6 protein-coding genes are annotated in these 5,445 nt (G+C 70.7%); 3 read left to right on the forward strand and 3 right to left on the reverse strand.

Annotated elements, in window-relative coordinates:
* Nucleotides 1–314 precede the first annotated feature (314 nt).
* From ACFWP3_RS41355 to ACFWP3_RS41365, 3 genes are all read left to right on the forward strand, one after another.
* Entirely contained in the window at nt 315–1,145 is an 831-nt protein-coding gene (locus ACFWP3_RS41355) for a polysaccharide deacetylase family protein (protein WP_384232055.1), read from the forward strand.
* Between the two features lie 204 nt (nt 1,146–1,349).
* The gene (locus tag ACFWP3_RS41360; RefSeq protein ID WP_384232057.1) at nt 1,350–1,679 is read left to right on the forward strand and encodes a nuclear transport factor 2 family protein; all 330 of its coding nucleotides are present in this window, start codon (nt 1,350–1,352) and stop codon (nt 1,677–1,679) included.
* A 154-nt stretch (nt 1,680–1,833) separates the two neighbouring features.
* Nucleotides 1,834–2,463, forward strand: coding sequence for a hypothetical protein (locus ACFWP3_RS41365; RefSeq protein WP_384232059.1), 630 nt, complete (start codon nt 1,834–1,836; stop codon nt 2,461–2,463).
* A 165-nt stretch (nt 2,464–2,628) separates the two neighbouring features.
* Here the strand turns inward: ACFWP3_RS41365 and ACFWP3_RS41370 are convergent, their stop codons facing one another.
* From ACFWP3_RS41370 to ACFWP3_RS41380, 3 genes are all read right to left on the reverse strand, one after another.
* On the reverse strand, nt 2,629–3,945 hold the full coding sequence (locus ACFWP3_RS41370) for an extracellular solute-binding protein (protein ID WP_384232061.1): 1,317 nt from the start codon (nt 3,943–3,945) through the stop codon (nt 2,629–2,631).
* A gap of 259 nt (nt 3,946–4,204) precedes the next feature.
* On the reverse strand, nt 4,205–4,822 hold the full coding sequence (locus tag ACFWP3_RS41375) for an SMI1/KNR4 family protein (protein WP_384232063.1): 618 nt from the start codon (nt 4,820–4,822) through the stop codon (nt 4,205–4,207).
* Nucleotides 4,823–4,881: 59 nt separating this feature from the next.
* Complete coding sequence (locus ACFWP3_RS41380; protein WP_384232065.1) at nt 4,882–5,232, reverse strand: DUF192 domain-containing protein; 351 nt, start codon at nt 5,230–5,232, stop codon at nt 4,882–4,884.
* Between the last annotated feature and the right edge of the window lie 213 nt (nt 5,233–5,445).

Below are 5,445 nucleotides of genomic sequence, written 5' to 3' on the forward strand. Positions count from 1 at the left end.
GTCGCGATCGGCACCCACTGGGCCTTCCTCGTCTGCGCCGCCATCGCCGTCCTCGGCTTCCTCGCCGCCCTCTTCATCAAGGAAGTCCCCCTCCGCGGCACCAACCCCACCCCCACCCCCACCGACAGCGAGAACAACAAGGCCACCCCGGCCCTCCAGGAATCAACCGCCCACTGAGAGCGGCCCGTGCGGCCAGGTCTCACCGACCTCATCCGCCCCATTAGTTGGATTTTATGGACCAATGGCCCGGAACCCGGCTCTTGTGTCGTACGTCCTGATCCACAGAACGCTGACGAAGCGGATGGGGAGTGGACATGGGGTTCTGGACGCGCATGAACGAGAAGGGCATACGGGCCCGCGCGGTGGTGGCGGCCTCCGCCGTCGTCGTCGCGGCGACGGTGTGGGGCGTGGCGAGCGCGGTGGAGTCGGGTCACGGGCCCGCGCACCAGAACGTCTCCCGGCAGAAGGAAGCCGGGAACCAGGGCCACGGCGGGCAGCAGCAACCGCAGGGCATACCCGAGGGCATAGCCCACGCCTCGGAGGGCGGCGGCAACGCGGTCAACATCACCATCGACGACGGCCCCGACCCGCGCTGGACCCCCGAGGTGCTCGACGTACTGAAGAAGTACGACGCGAAGGCGACCTTCTGCATGATCGGGCCGCAGGCCAAGGCCCACCCAGACCTGGTCAAGAAGGTCGTCGCGGCCGGCCACCGGCTCTGCGACCACACCATGGACCACAACACGGGCATGGACAAGAAGCCCGTCGCCTACCAGGAACAGCAGATCCTGGACGCGAAGCGGCTGATCGAGGAAGCGGCGGGAGCCGGCGCGAAGGTCGACTACTACCGGGCCCCCGGCGGCGCCTTCACCCCCGACAGCCGTCGCATCGCCGCCGCGCACGGGATGCGCCCGCTCGGCTGGAACGTGGACACCAAGGACTTCGGGAAGCCGGGCGCGGCCGCCATCGTCGACACCGTCAAGCGCGAGATCGGCAACGGCCCGACCGTGCTCTTCCACGACGGCGGCGGCAACCGCGCGCAGACCGTCGAAGCCCTCGACCAGGTGCTGTCCTGGCTGAAGGAGCAGGGCCGGCCGACCGGCTTCCCGGTCCACACCGCCCCCGAGACGTCCGACGGCTCCTGAAGCGAGAGCTCCTGAAACGAGAGCTCCTGACCGGCGGCCCCGACGCGCCCGCTCCCGACGCGCCCGCCCTCGACGCGACCGCCCCTGACACGCCGTCCGGCAAGCGAACGGGTGAGGGTCGACGACACGGCCCGCCCCCGGGTGTTCCCTGAACGGGCAGGCGCACTCGCCCGCACCCACGCCCCGCCCGATCAGGAGGCCCCCGTGACCATCGCCCCCGCCAAACTGTCCGACCCCGTCGTCGGAGCCTTCGTCACCGCCGTCAACGCGCACGACAAGGAGGCCTTCCTCGCCGTCCTCACCGCCGACGCGACCATGTCCGACGACGGATCCGACCGCGACCTCGGCCCGTGGATCGACAAGGAGATCTTCGGCTCCGGCGGCCACATGAACGTCCAGTCCGAATCCGACGGCGGCCGCGCCCTGGTCGTCGACTACCGCAACGACACCTGGGGCGAGATGCGCACCGCCTGGCGCTTCACCATCGCCCCCGGCGGCGGCAAGATCAGCCGCTTCGAGACCGGCCAGGCCTGAACCACCGCCCGCGCGACGCCTCCGGCACCGCCGCCGTCCGGCGCGGGCCGGTGACGGAGCAGACCGGGCCGAGTCCGGCCGACGGGCGCTCCCGTACGGGTGAAAGCGGGCCCGGTGACGTTCCGGGCCGCCGCGGGGCCCCGTTGGACCGGGCATGAAGCGCACCCGCATGGCAGCTCTCGCCCTCGCCACCACCGCGGCGGCCCTCGCCCCCGCCCTCGTCCAGCAGGCCACCGCCGCGGACGGGACGGCGTACCTCCAGGACCCGGCCGGAGGCGAGAAGTCCATGAAGTCGAAGTGGACCAAGGACGAGATGCACAAGGTGGAGGCGCAGTTCCGCTTCCACACCGGAGTCCAGTACGAGATGGTCTCGCGCCCCGGCCCGTCCGGCGCCCCGGACTACGAGCGCCGGGTCCCCGACCCCGACACGCTGGCGTGGCAGCCGTCGTACGAGTTCGCCTGGTCGGTGTCCGACTCGAAGCTGGTGAAGAAGGTGGTCACGACCAAGGACGACACGCATCAGCTGGAGTTCCACGCCGTCCTGCGCACGGCCAAGGGGGCCAAGGCGGGGGAGGTCCGGCGGAAGCTGGACAAGAAGCCGGCGACGGGGCGCGAGAAGATCGCGGGCGGCAAGCGGATCGCATGTGACACCGGGGAGTACACGGTGGAGTGGTCGGTGACGCGCTCGGGCTACGGGACGCTCACGGGCTCGCTGCGCTGGGACTCCAGCTGCGAGCAGCACCGGAAGGCGTTCTCCCCGGACCACGGGAAGCAGGGGCAGTAGGACTGGTAGGGCCGGTACGGGCAGGGGCGAGGCCGGCCGCCCTGCGCACCTTGTGGGTGCTCGGCGGGCGACGGGGCCGGCGGCCTCGGATCGAGGGCCGTAGGGCCATCCTGCCGCACGGGGTGGTCTGCGGCATGGGGCGAAGGTCCCGTGTCACGGGGTTCTTCAGCGCTTCTTCGAGGCCTCGTTCGCCTGGGCCGCGATGTCCTCCAGGACCGTCTTCGGGTCGGAGTTCGGTTCCACGGCGCGCCCGATGTTGCGCTTGATGGTGTCGCTGACGCTCACCCAGGACGGATCGTTCACCGGGTAGAGCTGCGCGCCGTACAGCGCGGACAGGAACAGCTGGTCGGTCTTGTCGAGCCCGCCGCCGGCCGGGGTGCGCGAGGCGCTGACGGTGGATGGCAGCAGGTGGTAGCGGTTGGCGAACTCCGAGAGGTTCTTGTCCTGGTAGACGAAGTCCAGGAACTTGCCGATCTCGGCGCGCTTGCCGTTCTGCTTGAAGGCCATCATCCAGTCGGCCACGCCCACGGTCGGCGGGACCTCCCCGGTGCCGAGCGAGTCCGAGACCGGCATGGACACGGTGCCGACGCCGATGCCCTTGGCGCGCGCCTCGTGGGCGAGCGACGGATAGCCGTTGAGCATGCCGACCTCGCCCCGCAGGAACGCGGCGAAGGCGTCGGCGCGGTTCAGCTGCGACGGCGGGGTGGGGCCGGTGAGGCCCGGGGCGACCAGCTGCTCCTTGACCCAGCGCCAGGTCTCCACGTTCGGGTCGGAGGCCAGGCTGTAGTTGCCGCTGCTGTCGGCGTAGCCGCCGCCGTTGCTCAGCTCCCAGATCATCGCCTCGGCGTGCGCCTCCTCCGGGCCCAGCGGCAGGGCGTACGGGAACTTCACGCCCTTGTCCTTGAGCGCCTTGGCGGCGGACTTCAGGTCCGACCAGGTCTTCGGAGCGGCGACCCCGGCCTTGGTGAACAGGGCCTCGTTGTAGAAGAGCAGGCGGCTGCTCGCCACGAACGGCAGGCCGTAGAGGGTGCTGCCGACGGTGCCGGCCTCGGCGAGCGGCTGGAGGAAGTTCGCCTCCCGGGCGACCGAGAGGAGCTCGTCCGCGGAATAGAGCTTCCCCTGGGCCGCGAAGTCGGAGTAGGAGCCCATGAGGGCGATGTCCGGCGCGTTCCCCGCCTTGACCATACGGGAGACCTCGCGGTCGATGTCGGCCCACGGCAGGAGCTTGACGTCGACCTTGATTCCGGGATTCGCGGCGGTGAAATCGGTGGTCACCCTGTCCCAGAAGGCCTTTGAACTGGTGGCTGGAGTGTCACCGTATTCGGCGGCCACCAGGTGCAGCGTGCCCCCGTCGCCTGCGTCGCCGCCCGAACCGCCACATCCGGCCAGAGGTATCAGCAGACCGAGCACGACCGTGGAGGCGGCCGTGCCGAAGATTCTTCGTCCCACGGGTGTATTCCCCTGATTTCTTTTGGATCCCATGACTGCTTATGAGTTGCTCCGGCCGTGGTGTCCCACCATGGCCCGTTGGCCGGAATTCTCTCCCGAAAGTGGGGCGGCTGATTCCATTGGGGTGCACTTATGGTCAATGCTCCAACTGGGGCTTTTCCGGATGGTGTTTTCCGATATGTGATCCACAGAGCGGACGCGCGTAGACATGCCGAAAAGCCCGTTTCCGGTCTCGGAACGGGCTCGGGGTGTTCGGGGGTCTTCGGGGGTCTTCGGGGTTGGGACGGGAACGTCAGTCGGCGAATTCGCCCGCGTACGGGTCCGGTTCGCCCGTCTCGGGGTTGCGGCCCTCCTGCCACCTGCGCTGCGCCTTGCGCCAGTGGACGAAGCTGAGGTGGCCGCCGTCCCAGAAGGTGATGCTGACCGGGCTCACGTCGAACTCGTCGGAGCAGAGCCGGTAGAGGAACTCGGCCATGCCGTACGGGTACACGGCGAAGGAGTCGGCGGTGTGCCGCCCGCACACCAGAACCGGCCACCGGTCCGGGTCGGGGTCGGACGTGAGCCAGCACAGGATGTCGGACCCGCCGGTGACTCCCCAGGCGATGATCGCCTCCGGGTCCACGTCGAAGGCGGCCCGGCCGCCCTCGGCCTCCCACACCTGGCGGGCGTTGTCGGTCTCCTCGGCCATCTCGGCCGGATCCCACTGGAGTCCCGGCTTGGGCAGCGGGAGCAGGATGCTGGCCTCGCCGTTGATGGAACCCGCGCCGAAGCGGCCCATGAAGGCGACGAAGTCCGCCGGGAACCGGGTGCCCCAGGCCGCCTCGGCGCTCTGCCAGTCGATGTCCTCGTCGGCGCCGTGCGTCGCCGGCATGATCTGCTCCAGCGCCTTGATCCGCGCGTTCTCACTCATGCCGCTCCCCTGACACCCCAGCTCAACCGCCCCAACCTACCGCCGAGGCGGGACCTCCACTAGGACCTGTCCACGCGCACGGTGGTGCCCGGCCGCAGCCCCCAGCCGGCCATCGCCCCGGCCGCCGCCTCCAGGACGTGCCGGGCGCGGGGCCGGGGCAGCCCGAGGCGGCCCCTGGGCATCGTCACCACGGCCAGGACGCGGAGGTTCCGGTCCAGGTACGCCACGTCGATCGCGAAGCGCATCCGGAAAGTGTGCACGCTCGCCGCGGGGGTGAGCAGCATCGCCCCGGCGATGCCGTCCCGGCCGAGCAGGCCGCGGGTCCGGGCGCGGTACGAGGCGGCGACCTCCAGCGGCACCGCGACCGGGCCGATCCTGAGGGTGGCTGTGCCGTCCTGCCAGTTCGACATGGGCGCAGCCTAGGTCCTGCGGAGCTTGGCGGTGGGGTCGGGATCCCGAGCTCCGTGCTCCGGGCTCCGGGCTCCGGGGCGGCGGGGTCGGGGGTGGGGTGGGTGCGGCGCCGTTGCTGGGGGGCGCTGCCCCCAGACCCTCCCCCAGCTACCGCTGGGGGGACCCCCAGGGCCACCATCGCCCGCGGGGCGGAAAGTAGCGGGGGGGCCCCC

Origin of the sequence: Streptomyces sp. NPDC058525 (assembly GCF_042719495.1) — a bacterium.
Classification (GTDB): Bacteria; Actinomycetota; Actinomycetes; order Streptomycetales; family Streptomycetaceae; genus Streptomyces.

Coding starts and splice junctions, on each gene's coding strand:
- ACFWP3_RS41370 (WP_384232061.1), bottom strand. CDS start 3,945: ATGGGATCCAAAAGAAATCAGGGGAATACACCCGTGGGACGAAGAATC.
- ACFWP3_RS41380 (WP_384232065.1), bottom strand. CDS start 5,232: ATGTCGAACTGGCAGGACGGCACAGCCACCCTCAGGATCGGCCCGGTC.
- ACFWP3_RS41365 (WP_384232059.1), top strand. CDS start 1,834: ATGAAGCGCACCCGCATGGCAGCTCTCGCCCTCGCCACCACCGCGGCG.
- ACFWP3_RS41355 (WP_384232055.1), top strand. CDS start 315: ATGGGGTTCTGGACGCGCATGAACGAGAAGGGCATACGGGCCCGCGCG.
- ACFWP3_RS41375 (WP_384232063.1), bottom strand. CDS start 4,822: ATGAGTGAGAACGCGCGGATCAAGGCGCTGGAGCAGATCATGCCGGCG.